At 73.0% G+C, this 25,306-nt stretch carries 26 protein-coding genes and 2 pseudogenes; 14 read left to right on the top strand and 14 right to left on the bottom strand.

Annotation, left to right across the window (positions count from 1 at the left end; translation table 11 throughout):
• Window positions 1-142: 142 nt before the first annotated feature.
• Complete coding sequence (locus AB0N90_RS17450) at window positions 143-1,129, bottom strand: alpha/beta hydrolase (protein WP_365197325.1); 987 nt, start codon at window positions 1,127-1,129, stop codon at window positions 143-145.
• A 144-nt stretch (window positions 1,130-1,273) separates the two neighbouring features.
• On the opposite strand from AB0N90_RS17450, the gene AB0N90_RS17445 reads away from it, so the two are divergent.
• Window positions 1,274-1,924 (top strand): helix-turn-helix domain-containing protein, encoded by a 651-nt coding sequence (locus AB0N90_RS17445; RefSeq protein WP_365197323.1) that lies wholly within the window; start codon window positions 1,274-1,276, stop codon window positions 1,922-1,924.
• 297 nt (window positions 1,925-2,221) lie between these two features.
• Here the strand turns inward: AB0N90_RS17445 and AB0N90_RS17440 are convergent, their stop codons facing one another.
• On the bottom strand, window positions 2,222-2,701 hold the full coding sequence (locus AB0N90_RS17440; RefSeq protein ID WP_365197321.1) for a hypothetical protein: 480 nt from the start codon (window positions 2,699-2,701) through the stop codon (window positions 2,222-2,224).
• A gap of 260 nt (window positions 2,702-2,961) precedes the next feature.
• Here AB0N90_RS17440 and AB0N90_RS17435 point away from each other — a divergent pair, with 260 nt between their 5' ends.
• On the top strand, window positions 2,962-3,339 hold the full coding sequence (locus AB0N90_RS17435; RefSeq protein ID WP_365197318.1) for a barstar family protein: 378 nt from the start codon (window positions 2,962-2,964) through the stop codon (window positions 3,337-3,339).
• Between the two features lie 287 nt (window positions 3,340-3,626).
• Here the strand turns inward: AB0N90_RS17435 and AB0N90_RS17430 are convergent, their stop codons facing one another.
• Together AB0N90_RS17430 and AB0N90_RS17425 are read right to left on the bottom strand one after the other, a co-directional pair.
• On the bottom strand, window positions 3,627-4,223 hold the full coding sequence (locus tag AB0N90_RS17430) for an NAD(P)-binding domain-containing protein (RefSeq protein WP_365197315.1): 597 nt from the start codon (window positions 4,221-4,223) through the stop codon (window positions 3,627-3,629).
• Window positions 4,224-4,266: 43 nt separating this feature from the next.
• Window positions 4,267-5,097 carry a 3'(2'),5'-bisphosphate nucleotidase CysQ gene (locus AB0N90_RS17425; protein ID WP_365197313.1) on the bottom strand — a complete coding sequence of 277 codons (831 nt, stop codon included), beginning with the start codon at window positions 5,095-5,097 and terminating at the stop codon, window positions 4,267-4,269.
• Window positions 5,098-5,236: 139 nt separating this feature from the next.
• On the opposite strand from AB0N90_RS17425, the gene AB0N90_RS17420 reads away from it, so the two are divergent.
• Window positions 5,237-6,142, top strand: coding sequence for a LysR family transcriptional regulator (locus tag AB0N90_RS17420; RefSeq protein ID WP_365197310.1), 906 nt, complete (start codon window positions 5,237-5,239; stop codon window positions 6,140-6,142).
• Between the two features lie 47 nt (window positions 6,143-6,189).
• Here the strand turns inward: AB0N90_RS17420 and AB0N90_RS17415 are convergent, their stop codons facing one another.
• Window positions 6,190-7,398, bottom strand: coding sequence for an MFS transporter (locus AB0N90_RS17415; RefSeq protein WP_365197308.1), 1,209 nt, complete (start codon window positions 7,396-7,398; stop codon window positions 6,190-6,192).
• 103 nt (window positions 7,399-7,501) lie between these two features.
• On the opposite strand from AB0N90_RS17415, the gene AB0N90_RS17410 reads away from it, so the two are divergent.
• Window positions 7,502-8,335 carry a helix-turn-helix transcriptional regulator gene (locus AB0N90_RS17410; RefSeq protein WP_365197305.1) on the top strand — a complete coding sequence of 278 codons (834 nt, stop codon included), beginning with the start codon at window positions 7,502-7,504 and terminating at the stop codon, window positions 8,333-8,335.
• A gap of 135 nt (window positions 8,336-8,470) precedes the next feature.
• On the opposite strand, the gene AB0N90_RS17405 is transcribed toward AB0N90_RS17410, so the two are convergent.
• Window positions 8,471-8,848 carry a hypothetical protein gene (locus AB0N90_RS17405; protein ID WP_037652724.1) on the bottom strand — a complete coding sequence of 126 codons (378 nt, stop codon included), beginning with the start codon at window positions 8,846-8,848 and terminating at the stop codon, window positions 8,471-8,473.
• Window positions 8,849-8,851: 3 nt separating this feature from the next.
• Window positions 8,852-9,091: a hypothetical protein gene (locus AB0N90_RS17400; protein ID WP_037652492.1), complete on the bottom strand. Its 240-nt coding sequence runs from the start codon at window positions 9,089-9,091 to the stop codon at window positions 8,852-8,854.
• Between the two features lie 210 nt (window positions 9,092-9,301).
• Here AB0N90_RS17400 and AB0N90_RS17395 point away from each other — a divergent pair, with 210 nt between their 5' ends.
• Together AB0N90_RS17395 and AB0N90_RS17390 are read left to right on the top strand one after the other, a co-directional pair.
• Window positions 9,302-10,024, top strand: a complete 723-nt coding sequence (locus AB0N90_RS17395) for a 2OG-Fe(II) oxygenase (protein ID WP_365197302.1) — start codon at window positions 9,302-9,304, stop codon at window positions 10,022-10,024.
• A gap of 128 nt (window positions 10,025-10,152) precedes the next feature.
• Window positions 10,153-12,552 carry a SpoIIE family protein phosphatase gene (locus AB0N90_RS17390; RefSeq protein WP_365197299.1) on the top strand — a complete coding sequence of 800 codons (2,400 nt, stop codon included), beginning with the start codon at window positions 10,153-10,155 and terminating at the stop codon, window positions 12,550-12,552.
• Here AB0N90_RS17390 and AB0N90_RS17385 read toward each other — a convergent pair.
• On the bottom strand, window positions 12,539-13,087 hold the full coding sequence (locus AB0N90_RS17385; RefSeq protein WP_361672785.1) for an RNA polymerase sigma factor: 549 nt from the start codon (window positions 13,085-13,087) through the stop codon (window positions 12,539-12,541). The genes AB0N90_RS17390 and AB0N90_RS17385 overlap by 14 nt on opposite strands.
• A gap of 46 nt (window positions 13,088-13,133) precedes the next feature.
• Here AB0N90_RS17385 and AB0N90_RS17380 point away from each other — a divergent pair, with 46 nt between their 5' ends.
• From AB0N90_RS17380 to AB0N90_RS17365, 4 genes are all read left to right on the top strand, one after another.
• Window positions 13,134-14,531, top strand: coding sequence for a serine/threonine-protein kinase (locus AB0N90_RS17380; protein WP_365197296.1), 1,398 nt, complete (start codon window positions 13,134-13,136; stop codon window positions 14,529-14,531).
• A 160-nt stretch (window positions 14,532-14,691) separates the two neighbouring features.
• Window positions 14,692-15,393 (top strand): DUF4232 domain-containing protein, encoded by a 702-nt coding sequence (locus AB0N90_RS17375; protein WP_365197293.1) that lies wholly within the window; start codon window positions 14,692-14,694, stop codon window positions 15,391-15,393.
• A gap of 84 nt (window positions 15,394-15,477) precedes the next feature.
• The gene (locus tag AB0N90_RS17370) at window positions 15,478-16,731 is read left to right on the top strand and encodes an SLC13 family permease (RefSeq protein WP_365197385.1); all 1,254 of its coding nucleotides are present in this window, start codon (window positions 15,478-15,480) and stop codon (window positions 16,729-16,731) included.
• A gap of 15 nt (window positions 16,732-16,746) precedes the next feature.
• Window positions 16,747-17,238 carry a universal stress protein gene (locus AB0N90_RS17365; protein WP_361672793.1) on the top strand — a complete coding sequence of 164 codons (492 nt, stop codon included), beginning with the start codon at window positions 16,747-16,749 and terminating at the stop codon, window positions 17,236-17,238.
• Between the two features lie 14 nt (window positions 17,239-17,252).
• On the opposite strand, the pseudogene AB0N90_RS17360 reads toward AB0N90_RS17365, so the two are convergent.
• A pseudogene (locus AB0N90_RS17360) lies at window positions 17,253-17,450 on the bottom strand (helix-turn-helix domain-containing protein); the annotation flags it as partial.
• A 4-nt stretch (window positions 17,451-17,454) separates the two neighbouring features.
• On the opposite strand from AB0N90_RS17360, the pseudogene AB0N90_RS17355 reads away from it, so the two are divergent.
• Window positions 17,455-17,643, top strand: a pseudogene (locus AB0N90_RS17355) (phytanoyl-CoA dioxygenase family protein); the annotation flags it as partial.
• 17 nt (window positions 17,644-17,660) lie between these two features.
• On the opposite strand, the gene AB0N90_RS17350 reads toward AB0N90_RS17355, so the two are convergent.
• Complete coding sequence (locus AB0N90_RS17350) at window positions 17,661-18,629, bottom strand: aldo/keto reductase (protein WP_361672795.1); 969 nt, start codon at window positions 18,627-18,629, stop codon at window positions 17,661-17,663.
• A gap of 101 nt (window positions 18,630-18,730) precedes the next feature.
• Between AB0N90_RS17350 and AB0N90_RS17345 the strand changes: the two genes are divergently transcribed.
• Together AB0N90_RS17345 and AB0N90_RS17340 are read left to right on the top strand one after the other, a co-directional pair.
• Window positions 18,731-19,537: an endo alpha-1,4 polygalactosaminidase gene (locus tag AB0N90_RS17345; protein WP_361672797.1), complete on the top strand. Its 807-nt coding sequence runs from the start codon at window positions 18,731-18,733 to the stop codon at window positions 19,535-19,537.
• A 137-nt stretch (window positions 19,538-19,674) separates the two neighbouring features.
• A complete protein-coding gene (locus AB0N90_RS17340; RefSeq protein ID WP_365197289.1) occupies window positions 19,675-20,532 on the top strand; it encodes a hypothetical protein in 858 nt (285 codons plus the stop codon).
• Here the strand turns inward: AB0N90_RS17340 and AB0N90_RS17335 are convergent.
• Genes AB0N90_RS17335 through AB0N90_RS17320 form a run of 4 tightly spaced genes read right to left on the bottom strand, consistent with a single transcriptional unit; the run spans window position 20,529 to window position 23,786 of the window.
• Window positions 20,529-21,071, bottom strand: a complete 543-nt coding sequence (locus AB0N90_RS17335; RefSeq protein WP_365197286.1) for a flavoprotein — start codon at window positions 21,069-21,071, stop codon at window positions 20,529-20,531. The genes AB0N90_RS17340 and AB0N90_RS17335 overlap by 4 nt on opposite strands.
• On the bottom strand, window positions 21,068-21,967 hold the full coding sequence (locus AB0N90_RS17330; RefSeq protein WP_365197284.1) for an MOSC domain-containing protein: 900 nt from the start codon (window positions 21,965-21,967) through the stop codon (window positions 21,068-21,070). Before AB0N90_RS17330 ends, AB0N90_RS17335 begins: the two co-directional genes overlap by 4 nt.
• A gap of 47 nt (window positions 21,968-22,014) precedes the next feature.
• On the bottom strand, window positions 22,015-22,791 hold the full coding sequence (locus AB0N90_RS17325; protein WP_365197282.1) for an alpha/beta fold hydrolase: 777 nt from the start codon (window positions 22,789-22,791) through the stop codon (window positions 22,015-22,017).
• Window positions 22,788-23,786 (bottom strand): LLM class flavin-dependent oxidoreductase, encoded by a 999-nt coding sequence (locus AB0N90_RS17320; protein ID WP_361672809.1) that lies wholly within the window; start codon window positions 23,784-23,786, stop codon window positions 22,788-22,790. Before AB0N90_RS17320 ends, AB0N90_RS17325 begins: the two co-directional genes overlap by 4 nt.
• A 349-nt stretch (window positions 23,787-24,135) precedes the next feature.
• Between AB0N90_RS17320 and AB0N90_RS17315 the strand changes: the two genes are divergently transcribed.
• Window positions 24,136-25,005, top strand: a complete 870-nt coding sequence (locus tag AB0N90_RS17315) for an AfsR/SARP family transcriptional regulator (protein ID WP_361672812.1) — start codon at window positions 24,136-24,138, stop codon at window positions 25,003-25,005.
• Window positions 25,006-25,306 lie beyond the last annotated feature (301 nt).

Here is a 25,306-nt window from a genome sequence, read left to right as displayed (position 1 = left end):
CTGAGAAGTCGTCAATTGGCCGAAAATCAGCGGTTATTTAATCGTCCGGAAACATTCCGACACCGCCGTCCCGGACCCCCTTCATGACTCCCTGTGTTCACCCGAAGATCACCGTCCCGAGCGGGCCGGGGTGGCCGCCGGTTCAGCCCTGGAGGGTGGCGAGCCAGTCGGTCAGCAGGCGGTTGACGTCGCCGGGGCGCTCCTGCTGGATCCAGTGGCCGCAGCCGTCCAGGAGGTGGGAGGCCGACAGGCCGGGGAGGGTGGTGGGGTAGGCGTCGATGGCGTCGGACATCCAGGTGGTGGAGGCGTCCAGGGCGCCGCCGATGAACAGGGACGGCTGTGCGATCGGGGCTCCGCGGTGCGGGGTGAGGTCTTCCCAGTCCCGGTCCATGTTGCGGTAGCGGTTGAGCGCGCCGGTGACGCCCGTGCGTTCGAACTCCCCGGCGTAGACGTCGAGATCGTCCTCGCTCAGCCAGGCCGGGAGGACCCCCGCGGGGAAGCGGTCGCGCAACAGGCCGCCGCGGGCGACGAAGTGCGGGTCGGGCGCGCCCTGGGCCGGCATGGTGTCGGCGGACAGCGCCGCGTAGAAGCCCGCGAGCCAGCCCCGGACGTCGGGCTCGATCTCCGCCTCGGCGCGGCCCGGCTCCTGGAAGTAGGAGACGTAGAACTCCTGCTCGGGGCCGCCGATCCGGCCGAAGACGTCGGTGGGGCGGGGGCCGCCGGGCGGCGCGTAGGGGACGCTCAACAGGCCGACGGCGCGGAAGACCCCGGGGTGGAGCAGGGCGGAGGCGGCGGCGATGTTGGAGCCCCAGTCGTGGCCCACGACCACCGCGTGCTCCTCGCCGAGGGCGCGCACGACGGCGACGTTGTCCGCCACCAGGTCCAGCATCCGGTAGGCGTCGGTCGCCGCTGGCTTGGAGGAGCGGCCGTAGCCGCGCACGTCGATCGCCACGGCCCGGTAGCCGGCCGCGGCGAGGGCCGGGAGCTGGCGGCGCCAGGAGTACCAGGACTCGGGGAAGCCGTGCACGAGCAGGACCAGCGGGCCGGTGCCCTGCTCGACCAGGTGCAGGCGCCCGGCCGGGGCCTCGACGGTGCGGTGGCGGAGCGCGGCGGTGGGCTCGGGCTGCATGGGTTTCTCCTCGGTTCGCGGTGGGTGCGGCTGTCCGTCGATCATGCGACGGGGCACCCGCCCGACGCGATCAGCGTTGCCGTTCTGGCAAACTCGCAGAACAGAGGGGTGGAGCGGCACGGTCTGCACAAGGGAGCGGGAGTGATGGCGGTCGACGAGATGGACGCCACCCTGGCCGCGATGGGGCCCCGGTTGCGGGCGGCGCGTGAGCGCCACGGCGCCACGCTCGCCGGTGTCAGCCGCTCGACCGGCATCTCGTCCAGCACGCTGTCCCGGATCGAGACCGGCCGGCGCAAGCCCACCCTGGAGGTGCTGCTGCAGCTGTCGAAGGAGTACGGCGTCGGCCTGGACGAGCTGGCCGGCACCGCGCCCGCCCCCGGGGCCGAGCCGCGCCCCACGGCGCCGCTGAGCTTCGGCGACGACAAGGCGGTGCTGCCGTTGACCCGGTACGTCGGCGGCCTGCACGCCCACAAGCATGTCCTGCCCGCCCTCGGGGACCCGCCCGCGCGTCCTCGTCAGGTCTCCCACGACGGCTACGAGTGGCTGTGCGTCCTGTACGGACGGCTGTGGCTCGCGCTCGGCGACCAGGACCTCGTCCTGACCGCGGGGGACGTCGCCGAGTTCGACACCCGCACCCCGCACGGAGTGGCGAACGCCGGCCCGGGCGGTCCGGTCGAGTACCTGATCATGTTCGGCCCCCAGGGCGAGCGCCTACGGCCACGCACCCCTGCGACCGCAGACCGCGGAAACCACCGGCCCCATCGTGCCCGCCCCGACCGGGAACAACAGCCGTAGGCTCCAGAACCCGCTTCGACAGGACAGCGACATCACGACGCGCACACAGGTCCGCGGCCAAGGGCCGCCCACGTTCCCGGAATTCACGCACTGCCGACCGCGCGACGTCCAGGGCCCGCAACGGCGAGCGCGGCCGGGACGGCCGGAACCGCCCCGGGGTCCCCGGGCCGTACCGCTCCAAAGGGTGAGCAACGTCCACGTACACGCTCGACTCGCCCGATCGCCTGCTCACTCATCAACGGGAACGCTCAGCCACAACGGGTGCGGCCGAGCACCCGAGTCGGCCGGTCGAGTACCTCACCTGGACACCGTGGGCTCCCGGTCGGCTCCGAGATCGAAGCGCATGGCGTCACGAAGTCGAGTGAGCGCGGTCTCGTACTCGGCGCGGCCACCCGAGTACGCCTCGTCCCCGGCGAGGGTGCCGGCCGCGGCGAGATCCCGTACGTCACGTAGCCGGCGAAAGGCGCTCTCGGAGGCGACGAATACGTTCGACGCTGCGGTGATCGACATCTGGTAGCGCACGCCGTAGCACGGAGCGAAGCTGTCGCGGGCGGAACGCTCTCGTTCGACCAAGTCCACGCTCTGATTGCGTGCCAGGCTACGGAAGTCGTTGCGGGCCTGAGAGAGGCACGCGAGGTACTCGCCGTAGAGAGCACGTCGTGCGCTGATGAGGCGGTCATCCTGCTCCCGTCGCCAGCGGCTGCGGTCGAGTAATGCGGCGGAAGCGGTCGCGATCAAGGCGCCGACCACGGCACTGGCCAGTGTTGTCCAAGGCATGGCCAGAGGGTAGGACGCGTGCCGACGCGTCAAAAGCCTGCTGAACGCCGGATGCTCAGTCGGCCACCGACAACAGCGCCCTTCGCACCGTAGGGTCGGGACAGGTCGACCGAAGACCCACGGCACCCCACGGCCAAGCACTGGCAGGGCTGCACGGACATGCACGACTTCCTGGACCAGATTCACGGCGGAGCCTTCAGCCAGTGGCTCGGAACACGCCTGGGCGGCACCGGTCCACTCGGCTCCCCGGCATCGAATACATGATCAACACGTTTGTCACCTTCTTCTGGCGCAAGCGTCTCCTCACACAGGCGACCGAACGTCTCGAAGACCGCGGCTTCCGCGTGATCTGTCTGGAGGCCGGCCGATGGAGCACGGAGCGAGATATGCACCGTGCCATGGCCGCGGCCCTGGACTTCCCCGACTACTACGGGCACAACCTGGACGCGCTCAACGACTGCCTCGGCGACGTGGCCTGCTACGGCGGCTACGACGACGCTCCCGAGGGCGCCGGACTGGTCCTCGTCCTCACCGAGACTACGACCGGTTCGCGACGGCCTGCCCCAGGGCGGCCCAGATCGTCCTGGACATCATCGCCGACCAGGCCAGGGAGGCAGCTGTACTTCGCCGCCGTCTGATCTGCCTGGTCCAGAGCAACGACCCGCAGATCCGGTTCGAACCCGTCGGAGCCATGCCCGTCATGTGGAACAGCGATGAATGGGCGGACGTGGACTCGATCATGCTTCACATTCGGGGCTCCGGCGACGACGTTCTCGGACCAACAGCTCCATGACCGTGTGATCGGATCCGCTCAGTGATACGCCCGAATGGTCACGTCCGGTGAAGGCCCAGGTCGACGCCGCGGGCGTTCGTGGTAGTCGACCGGGCGTCCGGATGGCCCGGGCTGCGCGGCCGAGGGCCGTGGTCAGCGGGCGATCGTGATGGCGAAGGGTGCGAATCCGTTGGACCGGAGGATGTGCGGTACGAACAGGATCGCGGCCTCCGTGGCGCGGGCGGTGATGATTCCGCCGAGGTCGGTGATCCATTCCGTGCGCCAGCCGAGGCTGATGAGCAGTTCGCGGACGGTCCGCTTGGCCTGTGGGTCCTCGCCGGAGAGGAAGGCTTCGGGGGCCTGGGTGAGGGTGGCCGGGGCGGTCATCACCGGGAAGAGCATGGTGTTGAGCGTCTTGACGACGCGCGTTTCGGGGAGCGCTTCCTGGAGTCGCTCGGCGAGGCTGGAGCCGGGGTAGATCAGGTCGGCGGGCAGTCCGTCGGGGCCGTCGACGGTGGCGTTGGAGACGTCGATCAGGATCTTGCCGCGCAGTTCCTCGCGCAGGGCGGCGAGCCGGTCCAGCGAGCCCGCGCCCGGTGTGGCGTTGATGACGACCTGTGCGGTGCGGGACGCCTCGGCGGCGGCGCCCGGCGTGCGGTCCGCCACCCTCACCTCGTGTCCCGCCCGGGTGAGGGCCGTGGCCAGGTTGCCGCCGACGCGGCCGTTTCCGAGGACGGTGATCGTGGTCATGGTGGTCTGGTTCCTCCGTGTGTGCGGGTGGTGGTGCGCGCGGTCAGCGGGTGAGGGTGGCGACGGCCTGGGTGTGGATGCCGGGCGCGGCGGCCAGGAAGCTCTCGCTGTGCGGGGTCCAGGGGCGGCCCTCGGCGTCGGAGATCCGGCCGCCGGCCTCGGTGACGAGCAGTGTCCCGGGCAGGAGGTCCGCGCGGGCACCGGCGAACTGCCAGAAGGCGTCGATCCGGCCGGCGGCCACGTTCAGCAGGTGCAGGGTGGCGGGGACGGCGGTGCGGACGACCAGTGCGTCGGCGAGCATGGCGGTGATCGAGGAGCCGACGCGGCGCACGACGTCGTCCTCCTCGTCGGGCCGGGCCTGGCTGGTGGCCACGATGCTCAGGCCGAGGTCCGTGGTCGGGGCGACGTCGAGCGGCCGGCCGTCGAGGTGGGCGCCCGCGCCGGTGAGTGCGGTGTAGGTCTCGCCGGTCATCGGCAGGTGGACCGCGGTGAGCACGGGCCGGTTGTCGCGCACGAGGGTGGCGGTCACCGCCCACTCCGGCAGGGCGTGCAGATGGTTGATGTTGCCTTCGGCCGGGTCCACGACCCACCATTCGCCGGGCGGCAGCGCCCCGCCGTCCAGTTCGTCCTCGACCCAGCCGGCGTGCGGGCGCAGGTCCGTGAGGCGGGGGCGCAGGATGTCGAGGGCCCTGTCGTCGTTGGCGGCGAGGGCGCGCATCAGCTCTGCGCGGGTCCGGTAGCGGGTCACCTCCCCGAAGTGCTCGCGCAGCGCGGATCCGGCCGCGCGCACGGCGGTCGCTGTGCGGTCGAGGAGGGTGGCGTCGGAGGTGGCGTCGGAGGTGGCGACGCCGGCGGTCTCAAGGGTTTTGGACATGACTGAACTCCCTCTGGACGGTGGTGGGTTGAGGCTGGTCGGGCCGAGCGGTGCGCTCCGGTCCTGCGCTCTGGTCTCGAAGGTATAGAGCCCTTTGATTAACTTCAAATGCATGTCAGACACGGCTAGGATTACTCGTATGCAATTGGATTTGAACCTCCTGGCCGCGCTCGACGCGCTGCTGGAGGAGGGCAGTGTGGCCGGGGCGGCTGCCCGCCTGCATGTCACCGCCCCCGCGATGAGCCGCAGTCTGGGCCGGATCCGGCGCACCACCGGGGACCAGATCCTGGTGCGCACCGGGCGGACCATGACCCCGACGCCGTACGCGATCGCCGTACGGGAACAGGTGCACGAGCTGTTGCACCAGGTCCAGGGGGTGCTGGCGCCGAGCCGTGAACTCGATCTGGCGACGCTGGAACGCACCTTCACGCTCCGCTGGCACGATTCCCTGGTCGCCCTGAGCGGCCCCGCACTGCTCGCGGCCGCGCGCGCGGAGGCGCCGGGCGTCCGACTGCGCTTCGTCGCGGAATCGAGCCTCGACACACCGGAGTTGCGGCGCGGCGAGGTGGACCTGGAGGCCAATGCCAATCGCCCGAGCGCACCGGACATCCGCGCCGAGAGCGTGGGCGAGAGCCGCCTCGTCATCGCCGTCCGGCAGGGGCATCCCCTCACCCGTGGCAGGACCGTCACCGCGGAGCAGTACGCCGCCGCCGAGCATGTGAACGTCTCGCGGCGGGGCAACCTCGCCAATGGCATCGACGATGCCCTCGCGCCGCTCGGCCTCACCCGCCGCGTGGTGGCCACCGCGCCCACGGAAGCGGCCGCGCTGGAGTTCGCGCGCGGTTCCGATCTGCTGATCAGCGTCCCCGAGGCCACCACCCGGTCCGCCATCGCCGACCTCGGCCTGGTGGTGCTCCCGCTGCCGCTCGAACTGCCCTCGGCACCGGTCTATCTGTCATGGCATCAGCGCTACGACACCGACCACGCCCACACCTGGCTGCGCGGGCTGGCACGGACCGCGCTGACCCTGCGCGGAGCGCCGTAGACGGACGATGAGGCCCCAGGGGAAACCCTCCGGGGCCGGACGGAGGATCAGGACTCCGGGCCCGGGCGGGGGATCAGGGTGTGGACGGCGGCGGCCGCGAGGGCGATGGCGATGCCGGTCAGGCACAGCGCGCGGGCGGTCACCCCGTGGTCGACCAGGATGCCGCCGAGGGCCGCGCCGAGGGCCTGGCCCAGGTAGATGCCGGAGGAGTTGAAGGAGATCACGACGCTGGGCAGCGTCGGCGCGAGCGCGGTCAGCCGGTGGTTGTTCGGGGTGGCCAGGGCCCAGCCGGCGGCGCCGTTGAGCACCATGACGACGATCACGAGGGCCATCGAGGTGCACACGGTCAGCGCCGCCAGGGTGACGATCAGCAGGGCGATCGCGACGCTGAGGGTGCGGGCGGCGCCCAGCCGGTCGGTGAGCCAGCCGCTGCCGAAGGAGCCGAAGATGCCGCCGGCGCCCCAGGCGAGCAGCGCGGCCGCGAGGCCGGTGCCATGGATGTGGGCGATCTGTCCGAGCACGGTCGCGGTGTAGGTGTAGACCATGATGCTGCCGCCACTGGCCAGGAGCATGAAGGCCACCATGGCGACGACCCGGCGCTCGGCCAGCACGGCGAACCGCTGCGCGAGCGGGATCGCCGGCGGGATCGGCGGACCGGGCAGCACCACCAGGACACCGAGCAGGGCCAGGGCGCCGACGGCCGCGACGAAGACGAGGCCGGCCTCCCAGGACAGGTGCTGGCCGATGGCGGTGCCGACGGGGACGCCGAAGACCGTGCCGACGGTCAGACCGCCCAGGATCACCGACAGCGCGCGGCCCCGGGCGGCGGGCCCGGCGAGCGCGGCCGCGGCGGCGGAGGCGTTCGGTGTGTACAGGGCCGCGCCGAGACCCGCGACGACACGCGCCGTGAGCAGCAGGGGCAGGTTGGGGGCGGCGGCGGAGGCGAGGTTGGCGAGGACGAACAGGGCGAGCGCGACCGCGAGCAGGGGCTTGCGGGGCAGCCGGCTGGTCAGCGCGGCCAGGAATGGCGCGGTGAGGCCGTAGGTCAGCGCGAAAGCGGTGATGGTCTGCCCGGCGGCGCCGGTGGAGATGTGCAGACCGTGAGCGATCTGCGGGAGGATGCCGGCCAGTACGAACGAGTCGGTGCCCATGGCGAACGAGCCGAGGGCGAGGACGGCGACGGGCCTTCCCCAAGCGGGCGAAGACGGGGCGGGGGCGGGGCTGTTGATACCCGCGGCGGTCGATGACGTGGTCACGAGAACAGCGTGCGGCGGTTCCCGAAGGGGGTACAGAGGGGCAGTCATGCTGGTGTAATGACCACCAGGACAGGGCCGTTCGGGGGGTGCTTGGATGACCGGCATGCAGCGTGAGCTCCTTGCGGCGTTCCTGCGCTCCCGGCGCGAGGCGCTCTCCCCCGAGCGGGCTGGGCTGACTCCCGGTCGGCGGCGCCGCACCCCGGGACTGCGCCGCGAGGAGGTTGCGCAGCTCTCCGGGGTGAGCCTGACCTGGTACACCTGGCTGGAGCAGGGCCGGGACATCCGGGTGAGCCGGCAGGTCCTTGAGGCGCTCGCGCACACGCTCCAGTTGACCCCGGCCGAGCGGCGGCACCTGTTCACGCTGGCGGAGACGGCGCTGCCGGCCGAGCGGCCCGAGCCGGTCGCGGTGAATCCGACCCTGCGCAAGCTGGTGGAGACCCTCGACCCGTTCCCGGCGCATGTGATCAACGACTGCTGGGACCTGCTGGCCGCGAACCGCGCCTACGCGTCCCTGGTCGGAGGTCTCGATCAGTTGCCGCAGGAGGAACGCAACAGCATCTGGCTGCTGTTCACCCGGCCGCAGATGCAGTCCCTGCTGGTCGACTGGCAGCGTGAAGTCCGCGACATCCTGGGCCAGTTCAGGATCTCGGTGGGGCGCAACCCCGACGATCCGCGGACCACGGCGCTCATCGACACCCTGACCAGGTCCAGCGGCCAGTTCCGCGCACTGTGGTCCGAGCATCCCGTGCGGGCGTTCCAGCCGACCCTCAAGCGGTTCAGCCATCCGACGGCCGGGCGGCTGGACCTCGACTACACCAAGCTGGATGTCACGGAGACGCCCGGACAGCATCTGGTGGTGTTCATGCCGTCCTCGGAGGAGGACGAGCGGGCACTGGCGCGCCTGGTCGAGGAGTCGGGGCAGGCGGCGCTGCTGTAGCGCGGGCGGCGGGCACTCGCCCAGGGTCACCCCTCCCGGATCGCGGGACCGACCGCGCGCGGCGCCTGGACGGACGGGCTGAGGGCCCTCCGCGCGCGGGTGTCCGGACTCGTACCCGAACTGGTGCTCCGGTGTTCAGATCTGCCAGGAGCGGAGCCGGTCGGCGGCCCCGTAGACGTCCGCCTTGCCGGAGATCAGATCGCGGGCGAGGTCCACCAGCGCGCCGTACGGCGGGTCGATGCCGGCGCCGCTGACGAACATGTAGGCGACCGCGGTGGCGCAGGCGAAGCGGGCGTTGGCCGCGGGCAGCGGCTTGAGCAGGGCGAGGGTGTGCAGCAGGGCGGCGGCCCGCCAGGCGGGGTCGGAGTCCACCCCGAGCCGGGGCGGGTCGACCCGGTGCCGGGCGACGGCGGCGACCAGAGCGGAGAAGTCGTCGACCGTGGGCTGCTCGGGCAGGACCTCTTCATGCCGCTGGAGCAGCCACGGGACATCGATATGGATGACGGGCGGCATCACTCAGGCGGCCTCGCCCCGTGCGGGCGGCTCGTCCTCGGGGAACGCGGCGGCGAACTCCTCGGCGTGCGTGGTGAAGAAGCTGCGGAACGCCGCGGCGCCCTCCTTCAGCGCCCGGTGCCGGGCGATGTCGGCGGCGGCGGCCTCGCGGACGAGGGCCTTCATCGACGTACCGCGCTCCTTGGCGATCTGCCGCAGGTCCTCTAGTTCCCGGTCACTGAACTCCACGTTGAGAGCTGGCATGGACCAAACGGTACCGCTCGGGTATTCACCCGTAAATTCCCGCAGGTCACGTCATCTCCGCTGCGGTACCGGCGGCGGCACCGGGACACCCGAGGGCCGTGTCCGATTCCCGCCGGTCCCCCGGCGTCCGGCGGCGCAGACTCGGCACGGACGACGGTTTCCGAGGGCCGTTCCCGAGGATCCACCGGGCCCTTCGAGGAGGCACCGCACATGGAGTTCACCCCGGCCGAGGGCCGCCGCCGGGTGGCCGGCACGGACTGGCCCGCGCTCGCCGCCGAGCTGGACGAGATCGGCTGCGCCGCCACCGGGCCGCTGCTGACGCCCGCCGAGTGCGCGGAGCTGGCCGACCTGTACGACCGCCCGGAGCTGTTCCGCACCACGGTCGATCTGGCCCGGCACCGGTTCGGCTCCGGCGAGTACCGCTATTTCACCCACGATCTGCCCGCCCCGGTGGCCGCGCTGCGCGGCGCGCTCTACCCGCGGCTGCTGCCCCTCGCCCGCGACTGGGCGGTGCGCCTGGGCCGCCCGGCGCCCTGGCCGGACACCCTGGAGGAATGGCTGGCCCGCTGCCACGCCGCGGGCCAGGACCGCTCGGCGCAGATCCTGCTCCGCTACGGCCCCGGCGACTGGAACGCCCTGCACCGGGACGTCTTCGGGGACCTGGTCTTCCCGCTCCAGGTGGTGGTCGCCCTGGACGGGTACGGCGACGACTACACCGGCGGCGAGTTCCTGCTGGTCGAGCAGCGCCCGCGCGCCCAGTCCCGGGGCACCTCGACCGCCCTGCGCCGCGGCCATGGCCTGGTCTTCACGACCCGGGACCGCCCCGTGCGCTCCCGCCGCGGCTGGTCGGCCGGCGCGCTGCGGCACGGGGTGAGCACCGTACGGTCCGGACGGCGGCGCACGCTGGGGCTGGTGTTCCACGACGCGAGCTGATCACCGCACACCACAGGTACCGGCGCCGCCCGGGGGCCTGGCGTCCACCGGTGTGCGGGAAGCACTAGGCTGGGGGTCGCGAGGGGTGCCACCTGTTCACTGTGAGTGTGCGCTTGGGAGCGGCGACGATGAGCCGGGTCTATCCGTTCGACGAGGCGGCGACGGCCCGAGCTGTCATCGATGACGACGGAACGCTGGTGGAGTGGAACGAGGGCGCGCGGCGCCTGCTCGGCCACCCCGCCGACGCGGTCGTGGGCCGCCCCGCCACGCAGCTGCTCATCGGGCCCGCCCCCACCCTGCCCCGGGCCTCCCGCTGGCACGGCACGCTCACCGTGCGCCACCTGGACGGCCGCAGCGTCGAGGTCTGGCTGCTCGCCCGGTACCGCCCGGCCCCCGACGGCGCGGGCAACCGGTGGATCCTGGTCACCCCGGTGCCCCGCACGGAACCGCCCGTCGCCGACGATCCGCTGGGCGAGGCGGGCCTGGTCCAGTCGCCGTGCGCGACCGCGGTGTACGACGAGGAGCTGCGGCTGCGCCGGATGAACGACGCCATGTCCGTGGTCTCCGGGCTGCCGGAGGACCACGCGCGGGGGCTGCGGTTCACGGAGCTGGTCGACGGTCCGCAGAGCGAGGAACTGACGCGGGGCATGCGCGAGGTGCTGGCCACCGGCCACCCGCTGGACGTACGGACCTTCATGCGGGCCGGCGGCGAGAGCCGGGCGCACGCCTGGCTCGCCCGGATGGCGCCGGTGCACGACCGCGCGGGCCGGGTGCGGGGCGTGTGCCTGGCCGCGCACGACGTCAGCGACAGCCACCGGGCCCGGCAGCGCCTCCAGCTGGTCAACGAGGCGAGCATGCGCATCGGCACCACCCTCGACGTCACCCGTACGGCGCAGGAGCTGGCCGACATGTGCGTCCCCGCGCTCGCCGACTTCGTCACCATCGACCTGCTGGACCCCGAGGAGTACGGCGGCGAGCCCCCGGCCCGTGTCGCCACCCCGGTGACCCTGCGCCGGGCCGCCCACCGTTCGGTCCTGGACGGGGTGCCGGAGGCGGTGATGGAGCCGGGGCAGACCGAGCGCTATCCGGGCGGCTCCCCGCAGGCGGACTCGCTGACCGCGGGCCGCACACTTGTCTTCTCCAGGACAGCGGGCGGCACCAGCCCCTGGATGAACTGGAACAGCGCCCGCACCCGGCAGGTGCGGCGCTTCGGCATCCACTCCACGATGTCGGTCCCGGTGCGGGCCCGCGGCCTGACCCTGGGCGTCGCGGTCTTCGTACGGCACCGCCGCCCGGACAGCTTCGACGCCGACGACCGGATGCTCGCCGAGGAGATCACCGCCCGGGCCGCGGTCTGCATCGACAACGCCCGGCGCTACTCGCGCGAGCGGGAGACCGCCCTCGCCCTGCAGCGCAGTCTGCTGCCCCGCACCCTGCCGCGCACGGCCGCGCTGGAGGCGTCCTCCCGGTATCTGCCGGCGGCGCGGGCCGGGGTGGGCGGCGACTGGTTCGATGTGATCCCGCTGTCGGGGCTGCGGGTCGCGATGGTCGTCGGGGACGTGGTCGGGCACGGCGTCCAGGCCTCGGCCGCCATGGGCCGGATGCGCACCGCCGTACGCACCCTCGCGGACATCGACCTCGCCCCGGACGAACTGCTCACCCACCTGGACGACCTGGTGGTGCGGCTCGCGGAGGAGACCGGCCGGGACGGCAGCACCGGCGAGGTCGGCGCGACCTGCCTGTACGCGGTCTACGACCCGGTGTCGCGGCGCTGCACCCTGGCCCGCGCGGGGCATCCGCCGCCCGTCGTGCTGCCGCCGGGCGGCCGCCCCCGCCAGCTGGACCTGCCCGCGGGCCCGCCGCTGGGCCTGGGCGGACTGCCGTTCGAGTCCGCCGAGGTGGACCTGGCGGAGGGCACCGTGCTCGCGCTGTACACGGACGGTCTGGTCAAGTCCCGGGACGGGGACCGGGATGCCGGCCGCGCGATGCTCTTCGAGGCGCTGAGCGCGGGCGGCGGCTCGCTGGACCTCTCCTGCGACCGGATCCTGCGCACCCTGCTGCCGACCGGCGGCGCCGCCGACGACGTGGCGCTGCTGCTCGCCCGCACCCAGGGGCTGCCCGCCTCCCAGGTGGTGACCTGGGACATCCCGGCGGACCCGGCGCTGGTCGCGCCGATCCGCAAACAGGTGGTGGAGCAGCTGGACGTATGGGGGCTGAGCGAGGCGTCGTTCACGGCGGAGCTGGTGGTCAGCGAGCTGGTCACCAACGCCATCCGCTACGGCGCCCATCCGATCCGGCTCCGGCTGATCCAGGACGCGGCCACGCTGATCTGCGAGGTCTCCGACACCAGCCACACCGCCCCGCATCTGCGCCGGGCCAAGACCTTCGACGAGGGCGGCCGGGGGCTGCTGCTGGTCGCCCAGCTCACCCAGCGCTGGGGCAGCCGGCACACCGGGGACGGCAAGACGATCTGGGCGGAGCTGCCGCTGTTCGAGGAGGACGACCAGCCGCCGGTCAGAGGCTCGTGAGCCAGGGCCGTACCTGTCTGCGGGCCTCGTGCAGCCGGGACTTGAAGGTGCCGAGGGGGATGCCGGCGCGTTCGGCGGCCTCGGCGTAGTCGAGCTGGCAGATGTCCCGGTAGACCAGCGGCGCGACCAGCTGCGGGTGCTCGCGCTCCAGCCGCTCCAGCGCCTCCAGCAGATCCACCCGGGAGCCGGCGATGACGCTGGTGGTGCGCGGGTCGACGGCGTGCGCCGGCTCGATGGCGACGGGCTGCTCGGCGGCCCGCCGCTTCAGCTCGCGGTACTTCTGCCGGCAGCAGTTGGCGACCACGGTGTACAGCCAGGTGCTGAAGCGGCTGCGGCCCTCGAAGGTGCCGATGTGCCGCGCCACTTGGAGCAGCACGTCCTGGGCGGCCTCCTCGGCGTCCTCCCGGCAGGGCAGGAAGCGCCCGCAGCGGCGTACGACATCGGGCCGCAGCTCGGTCAGCAGCCGGTCCAGGGCCGCCGGGTCCCCGGCGGCGGCATGCCGGGCGAGTTCCTCCACCGGCGCCTCGTCCTGCACGTCACGCTCCCCTTCGAGTCGATCTCAGGGCAGGCATGATAGTCGTATGCACTCCCTGGAGCGGATCGGCCGCTACCGTCTCGAACGGCCGCTGGGCACCGGCGCCTTCGCCACCGTGTGGCTCGCCCACGACCCGGAGCTTCAGGCCCCGGTGGCGGTGAAGGTGCTCGCCGAGAACTGGTCGCACCGGCTGGACGTCCGGGAGCGTTTCCTCTCGGAGGCGCGGCTGCTGCGCCGGGCCGGTTCCAGCCGGGTGGTGCAGGTCTACGACATCGGTGAACTCCCGGACGCAAGGCCGTACTTCGTGATGGAGTACGCCGACGGCGGCACCCTCGCCGATCTGCTGCGGGACGGCCCGCTGCCGGTGCCGGACGCGCTGGCGCTGACGGCTCAGGCCGCGCGGGGCGCCGCCGCGCTGCACGAGGCGGGGATCGTGCACCGCGACATCAAGCCGACCAATGTGCTGCTGCACACCGCCCCGGACGGCTCCCGGCGGGTGCTGCTGGCCGATCTGGGGCTCGCCAAGAGCCTGGCGCAGGGCTCGGTGCTGACCCTGGCGGCGGGCTCGGCGGGCTACCGGCCGCCGGAGCAGGCGGAGCCCGGGGCGGGCATCGACGAGCGGGCCGACGTCTACAGCCTGGGCGCGGTCGGCTACGAGCTGGTCACCGGGAGCGTGCCGGGGCCGCCCGGCAAGGTGGTGCCGCCCGCGCGGCTGCGGCCGGGCCTCGGCGAGGACGTGGCACGGACGCTGTTGCGGGCGCTGGAGCCGGACCGGGCCAGGCGCTGGCCCGGCGCCGCCGAGTTCGCGGCCGAGCTGGACCGGCTGGCGGGCCGGCCCGCGGCCGAGGGGAGGACCGCGCGGCCCCGTCTCGACCGGGTCCGGGGGCGGCTGAACACGGTGACGCTGTCCGTGGCCGCGCTGGTCGCCGCCGCGCTGGCGGCGGTCACGGTGACCGTGGTGCTCAACCGCGGCGGGGCCCCGGAGCAGCCGCGGGTGGCGGACGCGGGCGGCCGGGTGAGCGTCCGGGTGCCCGCGAGCTGGGACCGCGAGCTGCGCGACTCCGGCTGGGACCCGCATGTGCTGGGCCTGGGCTCCGGGCATGAGCCGGGTCTGGTGGTGGCCGACGACCTGGCCCGCTGGCCCGATCTGGCCGCCCCGGTCGACGGTGTGTTCGTCGGGGTCAGCGCGCACGGCGATGTCACCGCACGGGTGAAGGCGCTCGCGCACTCCGGCTGCCACTACTCCAGCAGCCGCGATTTCCGCGGTGCCGACTGGCACGGGCTGGTGCGGGCCTGGAGCGGCTGTCCGGACGGCGGTTCGATCACCGAGTCCGCGCTCGTCCCGGCGGGCGGCGCCACCGAGCCGCAGGTGTATGTGCAGCTACGCCAGCGGGGTGACGGCGACGCCACCGATGGCGTACTGCGCTCCCTGCGGGTGCGCTGAGGGGTGAGCCGAGGGTCGGTCCGGGGCCGAAGCGGGGAAAAGAACCCTCGTGTTCCGAACTTTTCCCACCCTCCGTGCATCGGAGTGGGGTGACGGCGCACTCGGCACCGTAGGCACGCGTCCCTCCGCGTGCCCCGACCAACCAGGAGTGTTGAGCGACATGGTGTACACCCCACGGTCCGCGCGGCGCGGAGCCCTGTTCGCGGGCTCGGTCGCCGTGCTGGGCCTGCTGACCGCCTGCGGCACCGGCCAGACCGTGCACAGCAGTTCCCCCATGACGTCCTCGGGTACGGCGGCGCCCGCGACCGGCGACTCCTCCGCACCGGCGCCCTCCGACACCGCGACCACGCCCTCCCCCGCCTCCTCCGCGCCCACCGGCGCCCCCTCGACGGCGCCCACCCGGGCGACCGCCACCTCGGGCGGGGGCACCACCGCCGCGGCGAGCACCCGCTGCCACACCTCCGAACTGCGGGCCTCCGTGGGCCGCAACGACCCGGGCGCGGGGCAGGAGAACTTCCCCGTGGTGCTCACCAACACCTCGGGGCGCATCTGCACCGTGCGCGGCTTCCCGGGCGCGGCCTTCGTGAACGCCTCCGGCGGCCAGCTCGGCCCCAACCCCGGACGGGAGTCGGGCTCTTCGACGACGGTCACGCTCAGGCCGGGCCAGAGCGCCTGGGCCGGGCTGACCTTCTCCAGTCCGGGGGTCAGCGGCGCGAAGACGGCCAAGCCGGCGGCCCTGCTGATCACGCCGCCGGATGAACGCGATCATCTGAAGGTGACGTGGACGGGTGGTGAGGTCCCGGTCTCCGGCAACTCCTCGGCCGTCTTCCTGACCGTGTTCAGCCCCGGCACCGCTCCCTGACCGTCCGCCCCGGCCGTCACGAGGCGGCCGGGGCCATCTGTTTTCATGGGCGGGAAAGCGTGATCGAATCCGGAAGGACCCGCCCTGAACAGCGCGCTCGCCGAAGCACTCTCCGTGGTACTGCTCCTCGCGGTGCTCGCCTTCGCCGTGGTACGGCCCTTCGGGTGGCCGGAGGCGGTCATGGCCGTCCCGGCCGCCGGGATCGTGATCGCCTCCGGCGCCATCTCCCTCGACCATGCCCGCGCCGAGGCCGAGCGGCTCGGCCCGGTGGTCGGCTTCCTCGCGGCCGTCCTCGTGCTCGCCCACTTCTGTGCCGTGGAGGGCCTGTTCCGGGCGTGCGGGGCGTGGATGGCCCGCTGGGCGGCGGGGCGTCCGGTACGGCTGCTGACGGCGGTGTTCGTGCTCGCCTCCGCCATCACGGCCGTACTCAGCCTGGACGCCACGATCGTGCTGCTCACCCCGGTGGTGTTCGCCACCGCCGCGCGCACCGGCGTACGCCCCAAGCCGCATGTGTACGCCTGCACGCATCTGTCGAACACGGCGTCGCTGCTGCTGCCGGTGTCCAATCTGACGAACCTTTTGGCGTTCGCGGCGAGCGGGCTGAGCTTCACCCGGTTCGCCGGGCTGATGGCGCTGCCGTGGCTGGCGGCGATCGCCGTGGAGTACGTGGTGTTCCGGCGGTTCTTCGCCGGTGACCTCGCGGCGGCGGCCCCGGCGGGCCAAGACACCGGCGAGCCGCCCGTCTTCCCCCGGTTCGCGGTGGTGACCGTCGTCTGCACGCTGGCCGGGTTCGTGGTGGCCTCGGCGTTCGGCGTCGACCCCGCCTGGGTGGCGGCGGCCGGGGCGCTGGTGCTGGCCGGGCGGGCGCTGCTGCGCCGCGAGGCGACCCCGGTGGCGGTGGTGCGGGCGGCGGCCCCGGCGTTCCTCGCGTTCGTGCTGGCGCTGGGCATCGTGGTGCGGGCGGTGGTGGACAACGGGCTCGCCGATGTGCTCGGGCATGTCGTGCCGGATGGCACCGGGCTGCCCGCGCTGCTGGGGATCGCCGCGCTGGCCGCCGTCCTCGCGAACATCGTCAACAATCTGCCCGCCGTGCTGGTCCTGCTGCCGCTCGCGGCCCCGGCGGGTCCCGGCGCGGTGCTCGCGGTGCTGCTCGGGGTGAACATCGGCCCGAACCTGACCTACGCCGGGTCGCTGGCCACGCTGCTGTGGCGGCGGATCGTGCACCAGCACGAGCACGGCGTGAACCTCGGCGAGTTCACCCGGCTGGGTCTGCTCGCCGTGCCGTCCTCCCTCGCGGTCGCGGTGGTGGCACTGTGGGGGTCGCTGCACGTTCTCTGACGGGAGGCCGACCCGATGCGGGTGATCGTCTGGCTGGTCGAGGGCACCTGGCCCGCCTGTGTGGACGCCGTGCGCACGCATGCGCCGCAGTCCGCCGAGGTGGTGCTGCTGCATGTGAGCGGGCCCGATGTGCCCGGGGTCGCGCACGGCGCCTTCGCGGGACTGCTGGGCCGCGGGCACCCCGAGCGCGATCCCGGTGACCTGCTGGAGGAGCTGGGCGGGACGTCGGCGGCCGAACTCCTGGCGGCGGCGGCCGAGCGGCTGGGCCGGCCCGCCGTGCGCGAGGAGCGGGCGGGCCGGGTGGAGCGGGAGGTGGTGGCCGCCGCCGAGGGGGCCGATCTGCTGGTGCTGGCCCGGGACGGCGACCGCTCCCGGCTCGGACCGCGCAGCCTCGGCCCGGCGGTCCGCTTCGCCGTCGACCACGCCCCCTGTCCGGTCCTGCTGGTCTGGCCCGAACCGGCCCCCGGCCTCGCGACCATCCCGCCTCCACCGCCGCACCACCCCTGAGACCCCCGTCCCCGTCACGGCCGTCGCCCCGCGCGCCGGTCGCCGGGCGGGGCTCCGTAGCGGTCCCGGAAAGCCCGGCTGAAGTGGGAGGGGCCGGGAAACCCGGAGGCCGCGGCGACCCGTTCCACGGCGAGGTCGGTGACCTCCAGGATCCGGCCCGCGTGCCGCGGCCGGGCCTCGCGCAGGGCACGCATCGGGGGCCGTCCGGTCCGCTCCGGCTCGGGCCCCGACCGCAGCGCCGACCGGTTCCGGCACTCCTTCGCCGGGCACTGCGTGGGCCGTTCGGCGCGGCACATCGGGGCGCACTACCGGACGCTCACCATGTCCGGGGCACGGGTGCGGCTGCCGGAGAGCGCGGGCGCGGGTCCGTGCGGCGCGGAGTTCGCGCCGCACGGACCGCACTGAGCGGGGCCGCGCAGGGCTCAGTGACCGCTGATCGCGCGCGGTGTGTAGGGCCGCTCCAGCTCCTCGATCTCCTTGTCGCTGAGGGTGAGTTCGACGGCGGCGACCGCGTCCTCCAGGTGCCGGGGCTTGCCCGCGCCGACGATCGGGGCGGTCACCGGGCTCTGGTGCAGCAGCCAGGCGAGGGCCACCTGGGCGCGCGACACGCCCCGCTCCCCGGCGATCCGGGTGACGGCCTCCACGATCGCGCGGTCGCCCTCCTGGTAGAGCTTGCCGCCGAAGACGTCGTGCTCGCTGCGCTCGGTGACCGTGCCCCAGTCGCGGGTGAGGCGGCCCCGGGCGAGCGGGCTCCACGGCAGCACACCGACGCCCTGGTCGACGCAGAGCGGCAGCATCTCCCGCTCCTCCTCGCGGTAGAGCAGGTTGTAGTGGTCCTGCATGGAGACGAACTTCGTCCAGCCGTGCCGCTCCGCCGTGTACTGGGCCTTGGAGAACTCCCACGCGTACATCGAACTCGCCCCGATGTAACGGGCCTTGCCCGCCTTGACCACGTCGTGCAGCGCCTCCATCGTCTCCTCGATCGCGGTGGCGTGGTCGTAGCGGTGGATCTGGTAGAGGTCGACGTAGTCGGTGCCGAGACGGCGCAGGCTGTGGTCGATCTCGGTCATGATCGCCTTGCGGGACAGCCCGGCGCCGTTGGGGCCCGGCCGCATCCGCCCGTGCACCTTGGTGGCCAGCACGATGTCGTCGCGGTGCGCGAAGTCCTTGAGCGCCCTGCCGACGATCTCCTCGCTGGTGCCGTCGGAGTAGACGTTGGCGGTGTCGAAGAAGGTGATGCCCGCCTCCAGCGCCTGCCGGATCAGCGGACGGGCGGCCTCCTCGTCCAGGGTCCATTCGTGGTTGCCGCGCTCCGGCACCCCGTAGGTCATGCAGCCCAGACAGACGCGCGACACGTCCAGGCCCGTCGAACCGAGCTTCACATACTGCATCGTTGCTGCTCCTGCCTTCGGGACGGGTGATCTCGGCCGAGCCTATGACGTGGCCGGACACCGCCTTGACGGTCGACGCGTTTGAACGCTTTGATCCAGACATGTTCCGCGCCGCGTCACTCGTCGTACTGGCCGTCACCGTCTCCGTCCTGACGGGCTGTGCGACCACCGGAAAGGACGACGGCGCGCAGCCGCCCCCGGTCCGGCTGCCGCCCCGGCACGCCGGGTTCGACTACCAGATCGGCGGCGCCTATCCCCCGCCGTCCGGCGTCCGTATCGTCAGCCGCGACCGGTCCGACTCCCCCGCACCGGGCCTGTACAACATCTGCTACGTCAACGCCTTCCAGGCCCAGCCCGCCGAACGCGCCTCCTGGCCGCGTGACCTGCTGCTGCGCAACCGGCACGGCAAGGTCGTCATGGACAAGGACTGGAACGAGGCGCTGCTCGACATCGGCACCCCGGCCAAGCGCAAGCGGGTGGCGCGGCGGGTGGACGGCTGGATCGACGACTGCGCGCGCAAGGGCTTCGACGCCGTGGAGCCGGACAACTACGACAGCTACACCCGCTCCGACGGGCTGCTCTCCCCCTCCGACGCGACCTCGTTCATCGCCCTGCTGTCCCGGCACGCGCACGACCGGCACCTGGCCATCGCCCAGAAGAACACCTCCGAACTGGCCGGCCTGCGGCGCCGGGCCGGGCTGGACTTCGCGGTGGCGGAGGAGTGCGGGCAGTACGACGAGTGCGGGGTGTACGCGAAGGCGTTCGGGGACCGCGTGGTGGACATCGAGTACACCTCGGACGGACTGCGCAAGGCCCTGGCCGGCTGGGGCAAGCGGCTGAGCATCGTCCGCCGGGACCGGGACGTCACCACTCCGGGCGCCTCCGGGTATGTGCGGGCGGTGCGTTAGGGCCTGTCCGGGCGGAGGTGTTGCTGCCCCCAGGTGACCGTTCGGCGTGGGAGGCGGTGGAGGGTCGTACCGTCGGATGATCCTCGTGGGCAGGCGACCGGCGCCCGGCCGGTCACCGGCCGCCCGGGAGGAACGCGGTGCCGACTCGTCCGACCACCCTGAGAGCACTGACCGGGGCGGCGCTGCTGCCCCTGGCCCTCGTCACCCCGGCCTGGGGCAGCCCGGCCGCCGCCCCGGCCCCGAAGGCCGAGGATCCGGCCACGCTGTGCGCGGTCGCGGGGACGCTGCGCGGCGATCACGGCCAGCACGCGCTGGTCAGCCTGTGCGCGGGCAGCGGCACCCCGCAGTTCGCGGTCTCCGCCCCGGCCTCCTGCGGCCGCGCCGGCACCCGGGTCCGCTACAGCTGCCGCACCAACGGCACCTGGTCCGCCAAGCGCTCCGGCAAGACCCTGGCCGGCGGCCCGCTGCCCGGTTCGGGCGACTATCCGGGGCCCGGCACCTACGACATCACGGCGACCGTACGGGTACGGTCCGCGCCCGCCGGGGTGGACCTCACGGGCCAGGTGCGGGCCACCCTGACGCTGACCGCGCCCAAAGCACCGGCCACTCACGCCATCACCGTCGACCGGACGACGCTGCGCCGCAACACCACGACCACACTCGTCTACACGGTGCGCCGGGACAGTACGGAGGGCGACGGCAGCGCCCGGTTCGGGCTGATCGGCGAGGCGGGCAGCGGTGTCCGGATCGCCACCTCCGACGCCCGCTGCGTCAACCCGCTGGTGGGCAGGTACCCGGCGAAGACCCGGCTGCCGTACTCCCTGGACTGCGCGCTGACCGAGCTCCAGCCCGGCCACCCGGAGCAGGTCGAGGTCCGCGTCACCGTCGGCGCCACCTGCTCCACGGTGGTCTCCAAGCTGGGCTACTGGATGCCCGACGGCCAGGCCCTGTACACCGGCGGCATGCTGGAAGGACCCGAACTCACCTGCTCCTAGGCTCGTTCCAGCAGGTCCAGGGCGGTCGTCCAGGGGAACGCGGGGCGGCCGCCGCCGGGGCCCGGCTCGCCGGAGTACGGGTCCCCGAAGCGCACGCCCATCCCGCGCAGCCGTACCAGACTGTGCTGGTAGGCGGGATGGGCGGCCAGCGCACCGCCCACACAGGGCAGCACCGCGATCGGCACCCCGAGGCCCGCGGCCTCGCACAGGGTGCCGACGGCCAGGGTGTCGCCGATGCCCGCCGCCCATTTGTTGACGGTGTTGAAGGTGGCCGGCGCGACCGCCACCGCGTCGGGCGCCGGGAACGGCCGCGGATCGGCCGGAGACCGCCACGCCGACCGTACGACCCTGCCGGTACGGGCCTCGACCGCCGCGACGTCGAAGAAGCCGCCCATCGCGACCGGGGTGGCGATGACCCCGACCTCCCAGCCCCGCTCCTGCGCGGCCGCGATCAACTCCTCGACCCCGGCGGCGATACCGGCCGCGCAGACGACGACGTACAGGAACGGCTTCTCGGATGCTCCGGCGTGTTCGGTCACCCGGGAAGCGTATCGACCGGCGGCGGGCCGAGGCCCGGTCCGGTGATCCGCTGCTTCCCGGTGTCCACGGTCACCGGATCGCCCGTGCGGACGGTGCCGGGCTCCAGCACGTCCAGGTAGACGCCGACGCAGGACAGTGGGCCGAGGGTGCGGACCGGGACGCGGTGCTCGCGGGCCACGGTGCGCATGATGCCCGGGTCGGCGGGCAGTTCATCGTGGCGCAGGGCCGGGACCACGCAGCGGGGCGTGGGGACCGTGACCCGGAACAGGGCCGCGCCGATCCGCAGGGTCGCGCCCGGCCAGGAGTCCTCGGGGAAACCGGGGCCGCCGGGGAGGTCGACCACCAGGTTCGGCCGGAAGCGGCGGGGGTCGAAGTCGCCTGCGGGGCAGGCCTGGTGGAGCCGGCGCAGGCTCGCCGTGGTGACGAGGTGGACCGTGCCGTGGTCGAAGAAGGTGCCGGGGGCGACGCGCCCCGAGGTGATGAGGTCCCCGGTCTCGTCCGGGGACGCCGTCGCGCGCAGCACGTCCGGGAGGCCGCCCTCGTACCCGGGCACCGCGCGCTCCAGGGTGCCGTGCTCCGGCGGCTTGTCCGACACGGTGACCTGACGGCCGAGCAGCTCGGAGAGCCGCGCGTCCAGTGCCGCGGTCCCGGCGGCCAGGACGGTGCCGTCCGGCAGCTCGACCCGGGCCGTGCCGGGGCCGGTCAGCCGGGCGCGACAGCGCAGCAGCGGCTCCCACTTGCGTGGATGCTTGGCGCTGCCGACCGCGCCCGCCGCGTCGAGCACCGCGAACCTCCGGTCCCCGGACAGGCCCCGCTCACCGACCCGCACGGCCGTCAGCGCCTCGCCGAGCATGGATTTCACCGGGTACCGGCGCACCGCCGTCACTGTTCCCATCGGCCGATTATGCGATCCTCCCGCCTCTCCGTGGCGGGATGCGGTCGTCAGACCCGGGCGGACAGGCGGCGCAGTCGGCGGTCCAGGCTGTGCTGGAGGGCCGCGGTGTGTTCGAAGAGGTAGAAGTGGCCGCCGGGGAACTGGGTCGTGCCGAGGAAGTCGGCGCAGTGGTCGGCCCAGGCGGCCATGTCGCCGGGTGCCACGATCGGGTCGGCGGTGCCGCAGTAGGCCGCGACCGGGCAGGGCGCCGGTTCGCCGTCCTCGCGCAGGCTGCCCGCGGCCAGGAAGTCGGCGCGCAGCGCGGGCATGATCGAGGCCAGGGTGGCCGGATCGAGCGTCGTACCCTCCGGCATCAGACCCAACTGGCCGACCCGGTCGAGGAGTTCGTCGTCCGACATGGTGGCGACGCGGGCCAGTTCGGCGGCCGGTTGCAGGGCCGGGGCCCAGGCCGAGACGCCGAGGAGCGCGGGGGCCGGCAGGCCGTTCCACGCGGTGGCCACGGACAGCCGGTAGGCGAGCAGCGCGCCGAAGCTGTGGCCGAACAGCAGATAGGGCCGGCCGTCGAGTTCGGCCTCGAAGACCTCCAGGAGCGCGTCCAGCAGGGGCTCCACATCGCTGAACGGCTCCTCGTCCAACCGCTCCTGGCGGCCGGGCAGTTGCAGGGTGCGTACGTCCATGGTGGAGGGCAGGGTGGCGGCCCACGCCTGGTAGGCGGGGGCGGTGCCGCCCGCGTGCGGGAAGAGGAACACCTGGTGGTCGGCGTGCGGATCGGCCCCGGCGGTGGTGAACCAGCGGGCACGTCGGGTGCGGCCGGCGGTGCTCATGTGCTCTCCTGATCTGTCTGGCGGGCCGTGGACACGAGTACGTCCGCGATCTCCCGCAGGTGTGTCTCCGGTCGCAGCGATCCGATGCGGAGCAGGATGTGCCGGGCGCCCGCCCGCACATAGTCGGCGAGGCGCTGCGCGCAGTGCTCGCTGGGCCCCCACGCACAGGCGCGCATGGCCGACATCTGCTCCAGGGCGCGCCCGTAGCAGTGTTCGAGGTAGTCGTCCAGCTCGATCCTGGCACCGCGCTCGTCGGGGCCGACCGTGACCGTGAGATACAGGGCCGGGGTCACCGCCCCGGCCCGGCGTCCCGCGCGTCGGCAGAGGTCCTCAAGGCGGCGCCGGGCACCGGCGTAGGACTCGGCCGAGGTACGGGAGGACAGCCAGCCGTCGTAGAGGCGGGCGGCCCGTTCGAGCGCGCGGGCGCCGTCGGCACCGGCGGCGAGCCACAGCGGCGGTCCGTCCAGCGCGGCCGGGCAGATCAGCCGGTCCAGGCCCTCCTCCTGCCAGTGCCGGCCCGTGAAGTGCGTGGGCGCGCCGGGCCGGGTGCTGCTCCAGGCCGTCCGCCACAGCGCGGTGACCTCGTCGAGGGTGCCGGCCCGAGCGGCGGACGAGGCGCCCACGGCGGCCGGTTCCTCGTCGGTCTCCGGCACCGGGAAGCCGGATCCCACACCGAGGACGAGCCGGCCGGAACTGACGTGGTCCAGGCTGCTGACCATGCTCGCGGCCATGAGCGGGTGGCGCAGCGCCGGTGTCATGGCCGCGGTGCCCAGCAGCACCCGGCGGGTCACCGCGCCCACGGCGGACAGCACCACCAGGGGGTCGAGCCGGGGGCGCGCGGTGAGCGATTCGCCCGTCCACAGGGAGTCGAAGCCGAGCTGTTCGGCGCGTCGCGCGAAGTCCAGCAGGGAGGAGGCGCTGTGCTCGCCGAGGATCGCCTGCTCCCGGGTCGGCAACAGGACCCCCACACGGAGCGGCTGACGAACGGGCCCCATCACACACCTCTTTCTGCGGTCGCGGTCGGCGGTACCCGCGATCCAAGCAACCGCACCTGACAGGTTCCTGATCGTTCGATGAAAGCGGGCGCGGGAATTGAAAAACCGTTAATGCGGTGTCTTAACCGGCCGTGGCTGGGCTCGATAATCGGCACGCAGGGATGGCGAACACGCAATCCTGATGCCCGAAATGCACCCATCCGTCCCCACATCACCGGCGGAAATCAGCATTGTTGCATTGGACACGCACTGGCCTGGAAGCGACGGCCGCCTCTGCTCGATACTTGCGGTTGCGAAGGTTACTGGAGTCAATTAAAGGAACCCGCGTACGGCTCGGCAGGAGGAAAAAGTGATCACCTATTCGCAGTTCGAGGACGCCCATCCGAACAACGACCGGAGACTGCCTTCCGGGCCTTCGGCTCGTGACGTTTCCCCGGCGCGTCCGGTCTGCGCGTTCCTGGGCCCCCTGGAGGTGCGCACCGGCGGCCGTACGCACACCGTCGGCGGCAACCGGCAGCGCACCCTGCTGGCGGCGCTGCTGGTGAGCCCCGGCCGGCCGCTGGCCGCCGAGCAGCTGTACGCCGAGCTGTGGGGGGAGAACCCCCCGCCCACCTTCGAGAACTCGCTCCAGGCCCATGTGTACCGGTTACGCCGGACCCTCCAGCAACTGGCCGGGCCGGACGGCCGGGCACCCGAGCTGCTCACCCGCTCGTCGGGGTACGTACTGGAGCTGGGCGACGAGGAGACCGACGCGGCGGCCTTCCGGCGGCTGGCAGGACAGGCCCGCGCCTGCGCCCGGCACACCCCCGACCAGGCGCTTCACCTGCTCGACGAGGCACTGGCGCTGTGGCGCGGCGCGCCCTTCCAGGACGTGGCCCAGGGGCCGATGTCGCAGAGTGTGGCGCTGGCCCTGGAGGAGGAGCAGCTGTGCGCGGTCGAGGACAAGCTCTGGCTGGAGATACAGCTGGCGGACCCGGTGCACAGCATCAGTGAGCTGAAGCGGATGCGCACCATCCACCCCTGGCGGGAGCGGCTGACCGAGATGCTCATGCTGGCCCTGTACCGGACCGGGCGGCAGGCCGAGGCGGTGGAGACGTACAACAGCACGCGGCACCGGCTGGCGAGCGAGCTGGGCATGGAGCCCTCGCTCAAGCTGCGCCAGCGGCTCCAGCAGATCCTCAACCAGGCGCCCTCCCTGGACGCCGCCGTGCCCGCCTAGCGGCTCGGCGGCAGGCAGCGACGAGGCTGCGGCAGTACGCCCGGAAACCGCCGGGGGCGTACCGCCGCAGCCTCGTTCTTCGTTTCCGGTCCGGGCTTCATTCCGAGGAGTCCGCGGCGCGTCAGCTCCGTGTCAGCGCATCGCGCGAGACTATTCCTCGCGCATACCCCGCACAGGAAGTCGACGCGAGCACGAAGAGAGCGCTGTCAAAGCGTTATCAGGTGCTTTTATCCTTCGAGTCGGCGAGGGTTTATTTGCCGCATCCTTTTCTACTGCAATCCTCATGAGCAAATGTCTGTCC

Origin of the sequence: Streptomyces sp. NPDC093018 (genome assembly GCF_040684035.1) — a bacterium.
Classification (GTDB): Bacteria; Actinomycetota; Actinomycetes; order Streptomycetales; family Streptomycetaceae; genus Streptomyces; species Streptomyces murinus.
This window is presented reverse-complemented; position numbering and strand designations above follow the sequence as displayed.

Excerpts from the sequence above, each read along its gene's own strand:
- AB0N90_RS17450 (WP_365197325.1), bottom strand. The coding sequence starts at position 1,129 with ATGCAGCCCGAGCCCACCGCCGCGCTCCGCCACCGCACCGTCGAGGCC.
- AB0N90_RS17445 (WP_365197323.1), top strand. The coding sequence starts at position 1,274 with ATGGCGGTCGACGAGATGGACGCCACCCTGGCCGCGATGGGGCCCCGG.
- AB0N90_RS17440 (WP_365197321.1), bottom strand. The coding sequence starts at position 2,701 with ATGCCTTGGACAACACTGGCCAGTGCCGTGGTCGGCGCCTTGATCGCG.
- AB0N90_RS17435 (WP_365197318.1), top strand. The coding sequence starts at position 2,962 with ATGATCAACACGTTTGTCACCTTCTTCTGGCGCAAGCGTCTCCTCACA.
- AB0N90_RS17430 (WP_365197315.1), bottom strand. The coding sequence starts at position 4,223 with ATGACCACGATCACCGTCCTCGGAAACGGCCGCGTCGGCGGCAACCTG.
- AB0N90_RS17425 (WP_365197313.1), bottom strand. The coding sequence starts at position 5,097 with ATGTCCAAAACCCTTGAGACCGCCGGCGTCGCCACCTCCGACGCCACC.
- AB0N90_RS17420 (WP_365197310.1), top strand. The coding sequence starts at position 5,237 with ATGCAATTGGATTTGAACCTCCTGGCCGCGCTCGACGCGCTGCTGGAG.
- AB0N90_RS17410 (WP_365197305.1), top strand. The coding sequence starts at position 7,502 with ATGCAGCGTGAGCTCCTTGCGGCGTTCCTGCGCTCCCGGCGCGAGGCG.
- AB0N90_RS17405 (WP_037652724.1), bottom strand. The coding sequence starts at position 8,848 with ATGCCGCCCGTCATCCATATCGATGTCCCGTGGCTGCTCCAGCGGCAT.
- AB0N90_RS17400 (WP_037652492.1), bottom strand. The coding sequence starts at position 9,091 with ATGCCAGCTCTCAACGTGGAGTTCAGTGACCGGGAACTAGAGGACCTG.
- AB0N90_RS17395 (WP_365197302.1), top strand. The coding sequence starts at position 9,302 with ATGGAGTTCACCCCGGCCGAGGGCCGCCGCCGGGTGGCCGGCACGGAC.
- AB0N90_RS17390 (WP_365197299.1), top strand. The coding sequence starts at position 10,153 with ATGAGCCGGGTCTATCCGTTCGACGAGGCGGCGACGGCCCGAGCTGTC.
- AB0N90_RS17380 (WP_365197296.1), top strand. The coding sequence starts at position 13,134 with ATGCACTCCCTGGAGCGGATCGGCCGCTACCGTCTCGAACGGCCGCTG.
- AB0N90_RS17375 (WP_365197293.1), top strand. The coding sequence starts at position 14,692 with ATGGTGTACACCCCACGGTCCGCGCGGCGCGGAGCCCTGTTCGCGGGC.
- AB0N90_RS17365 (WP_361672793.1), top strand. The coding sequence starts at position 16,747 with ATGCGGGTGATCGTCTGGCTGGTCGAGGGCACCTGGCCCGCCTGTGTG.
- AB0N90_RS17350 (WP_361672795.1), bottom strand. The coding sequence starts at position 18,629 with ATGCAGTATGTGAAGCTCGGTTCGACGGGCCTGGACGTGTCGCGCGTC.
- AB0N90_RS17345 (WP_361672797.1), top strand. The coding sequence starts at position 18,731 with ATGTTCCGCGCCGCGTCACTCGTCGTACTGGCCGTCACCGTCTCCGTC.
- AB0N90_RS17330 (WP_365197284.1), bottom strand. The coding sequence starts at position 21,967 with ATGGGAACAGTGACGGCGGTGCGCCGGTACCCGGTGAAATCCATGCTC.
- AB0N90_RS17325 (WP_365197282.1), bottom strand. The coding sequence starts at position 22,791 with ATGAGCACCGCCGGCCGCACCCGACGTGCCCGCTGGTTCACCACCGCC.
- AB0N90_RS17320 (WP_361672809.1), bottom strand. The coding sequence starts at position 23,786 with ATGGGGCCCGTTCGTCAGCCGCTCCGTGTGGGGGTCCTGTTGCCGACC.